Below are 2,649 nucleotides of genomic sequence, written 5' to 3' on the forward strand. Positions count from 1 at the left end.
TTCCGATCTGGCCGCACCCACCGACCTCTGTGGGAGCGGCCTTGTGTCGCGATTGGGCTGCGCAGCGGAGCCGGGCTTTTGCTGCAGCAGGTGGCTGGCTATACTCGCCGTCGCTTTTTTAGTCACCTGACGAGTCCCTACCCTCCATGGAACGTATTCTCGAAAATGCGATGTATGCCTCGCGCTGGCTGCTCGCCCCTATCTACTTCGGCTTGTCCCTCGGGCTGTTGGCCCTGGCCCTGAAGTTCTTCCAGGAAGTCGTTCACGTCCTGCCCAATGTATTTGCCCTGAGCGAAGCCGACCTGATTCTGGTGATCCTGTCGCTGATCGACATGTCGCTGGTGGGTGGCCTGCTGGTGATGGTGATGATTTCCGGCTACGAGAACTTCGTCTCGCAACTGGACATTGACGACAGCAAAGAGAAACTCAACTGGCTCGGCAAGATGGACTCATCTTCGCTGAAGATGAAAGTTGCTGCATCGATCGTGGCCATTTCGTCGATTCACCTGCTGCGCGTGTTCATGGACGCACAGAACATCTCCACCGACTACCTGATGTGGTACGTGATCATCCACATGACCTTCGTGGTGTCGGCCTTCTGCATGGGTTACCTGGACAAGCTCACCAAGCACTGAGCCCGCCTGATTGGGTAAAACTGACGAGTGGCGTCAGTTTTATCTTGTGTATTCCCTGGCCCTGTACAAAAAATGAGCACTCATGCGGTTCCCGCTGCGAGGTGCTCTCATGAACCTGCATCAGCTCAATACCGAGGCCAGGGTTGGCCATGTCGACGAACTCAACCTGATCGCCATCGAAGGTGGTGATTACCTGCTTGAGGCCCGGGTCAAGGGCCGTGCGCATCCGCTTTCCGACAGCCGCGGGCAACGCTTGCGCGTGCACTCCGTGGAAGAAGCGCGTGACCTGCTCAAAGCCCTTCCATTGCTGTCGCTAAACCTGTTGCACTGGTCAGTGCAGGACGAAATGTGCGGCATGGGCACGCACCCCGAAGAAGACCTGAAAGTACCGATTTCCCAGCGTTCGGCCTGGTAGCTGCTCCAGGCGCCCCAGTGTGCTAGGCTGCTCGCCCTTTTCATCAAGGGCGCGGCTTCACTGCGCCCTGCAGTGGAGCACGACAATGTCCGAACTCAACCTGTCTACCGACGAAACCCGCGTCAGCTACGGCATCGGCCGTCAGCTGGGTGGCCAACTGCGTGACAACCCACCACCAGGTGTCAGCCTGGACGCCATCCTGGCCGGCCTGACCGACGCCTTCAACGGCGCCGACAGCCGCGTCAGCGAAGCCGACCTGTCGGCCAGCTTCAAGGTCATCCGCGACATCATGCAAGCCGAGGCAGCAGCCAAGGCCGAAGCAGCAGCTGGCGCCGGCAAGGAATTCCTGGCCGAAAACGCCAAGCGCGAAGGCATCACCACTCTGGCTTCGGGCCTGCAGTTCGAAGTGCTGACCGCAGGTGAAGGCGCCAAGCCGACCCGCGAAAGCAACGTGCGTACCCACTACCACGGCACCCTGATCGATGGCACCGTGTTCGACAGCTCCTACGAGCGTGGCCAGCCGGCTGAATTCCCGGTAGGCGGCGTGATCGCTGGCTGGACCGAAGCCCTGCAGCTGATGAACGCTGGCAGCAAATGGCGCCTGTACGTGCCGAGCGAGCTGGCCTACGGCGCCCAAGGCGTTGGCAGCATCCCGCCGCACAGCGTACTGGTGTTCGACGTCGAGCTGCTCGACGTTCTGTAATGCCTATGGGGCCGGCTTAGCCGGCCTCAGTTCCAATCCGTCCCCCCAGGGCGCAACGCCCGCGCATAGCAGAACAGAAACAAATTTCGCACCAGCTCCTTGAGCACCCCAGGTTCACTCGAATTCAGCCCGCTCATGTCCAGGTCGCCCTGGTCGCGCAGTTCATCAAGGGCTTCTTCTTCAAGTACCGCGCACACTTCGCCGGTCTCGCGATGCAAGATGCGCAGGTAAGGGTGAGGGCGGTCCAGCCAGGCGTCGATCAGATAGGTCATGGCTATTCTCCTTGGATAGCAGTTCCAATGAGAATAATTCTTATTATCAAAATAGCAAGGGTCTATTGGCGTATTTTTGCCGAATGGTGCAGTGACCCTGTTGCAGGATCTGTCAGGGCCACCAGAAAGGTAGCCCCGTCGCACCCGAGGGTCAGACCTTGCGCACGAACTCGGACTTCAGCTTCATGGCGCCGATGCCGTCGATCTTGCAATCGATGTCGTGGTCGCCGTCGCACAGGCGGATGTTCTTGACCTTCGTGCCGACCTTGACCACCAGGGACGAGCCCTTGACCTTGAGGTCCTTGATCACGGTGACGGTGTCGCCGTCCTGCAGCACATTGCCGACCGAATCCTTTTTCACCGCGTCATCGCTGGCGGCTTCGGCTTCGCCGTTGGCCGACCACTCGTGCGCGCACTCGGGGCAGATCAGCTGGGTGCCATCCTCGTAGGTGTATTCGGAATTGCATTTGGGGCAGGGCGGCAAAGTGCTCACTTCGGTTCCTTAAACAGACAGGCGGTTGAAAAGGCCCATATTGTATAAGGTTTTCTCTGTGAAGTGTTTTGTCCTTGCAAAAGCATCGCGGGCAAGCCCGCTCCTACATGGACCAGATCGGAAGAGCGTCG

5 protein-coding genes are annotated in these 2,649 nt (G+C 59.2%); 3 read left to right on the forward strand and 2 right to left on the reverse strand.

What is annotated here, in order from left to right:
- The first annotated feature begins 146 nt into the window (after positions 1-146).
- The 3 genes from NP534_RS26530 (at position 147) to NP534_RS26540 (ending at position 1,753) form a co-directional block, all read left to right on the forward strand.
- Positions 147-635 carry a TIGR00645 family protein gene (locus tag NP534_RS26530; RefSeq protein ID WP_016501546.1) on the forward strand — a complete coding sequence of 163 codons (489 nt, stop codon included), beginning with the start codon at positions 147-149 and terminating at the stop codon, positions 633-635.
- A gap of 109 nt (positions 636-744) precedes the next feature.
- Positions 745-1,050: a DUF6482 family protein gene (locus NP534_RS26535; RefSeq protein WP_033701379.1), complete on the forward strand. Its 306-nt coding sequence runs from the start codon at positions 745-747 to the stop codon at positions 1,048-1,050.
- Between the two features lie 85 nt (positions 1,051-1,135).
- Positions 1,136-1,753: an FKBP-type peptidyl-prolyl cis-trans isomerase gene (locus tag NP534_RS26540; RefSeq protein ID WP_033701378.1), complete on the forward strand. Its 618-nt coding sequence runs from the start codon at positions 1,136-1,138 to the stop codon at positions 1,751-1,753.
- A gap of 26 nt (positions 1,754-1,779) precedes the next feature.
- On the opposite strand, the gene NP534_RS26545 is transcribed toward NP534_RS26540, so the two are convergent.
- Together NP534_RS26545 and NP534_RS26550 are read right to left on the reverse strand one after the other, a co-directional pair.
- Positions 1,780-2,025: a PA4570 family protein gene (locus NP534_RS26545; RefSeq protein ID WP_003256316.1), complete on the reverse strand. Its 246-nt coding sequence runs from the start codon at positions 2,023-2,025 to the stop codon at positions 1,780-1,782.
- Between the two features lie 151 nt (positions 2,026-2,176).
- Positions 2,177-2,518 carry a zinc ribbon domain-containing protein YjdM gene (locus NP534_RS26550; RefSeq protein WP_274100704.1) on the reverse strand — a complete coding sequence of 114 codons (342 nt, stop codon included), beginning with the start codon at positions 2,516-2,518 and terminating at the stop codon, positions 2,177-2,179.
- Positions 2,519-2,649: the final 131 nt, after the last annotated feature.

The organism is Pseudomonas sp. 39004, assembly GCF_028682155.1.
In the GTDB taxonomy this organism is placed as follows: Bacteria; Pseudomonadota; Gammaproteobacteria; order Pseudomonadales; family Pseudomonadaceae; genus Aquipseudomonas; species Aquipseudomonas capeferrum.

Excerpts from the sequence above, each read along its gene's own strand:
- NP534_RS26535 (WP_033701379.1), top strand. The coding sequence starts at position 745 with ATGAACCTGCATCAGCTCAATACCGAGGCCAGGGTTGGCCATGTCGAC.
- NP534_RS26545 (WP_003256316.1), bottom strand. The coding sequence starts at position 2,025 with ATGACCTATCTGATCGACGCCTGGCTGGACCGCCCTCACCCTTACCTG.
- NP534_RS26540 (WP_033701378.1), top strand. The coding sequence starts at position 1,136 with ATGTCCGAACTCAACCTGTCTACCGACGAAACCCGCGTCAGCTACGGC.
- NP534_RS26530 (WP_016501546.1), top strand. The coding sequence starts at position 147 with ATGGAACGTATTCTCGAAAATGCGATGTATGCCTCGCGCTGGCTGCTC.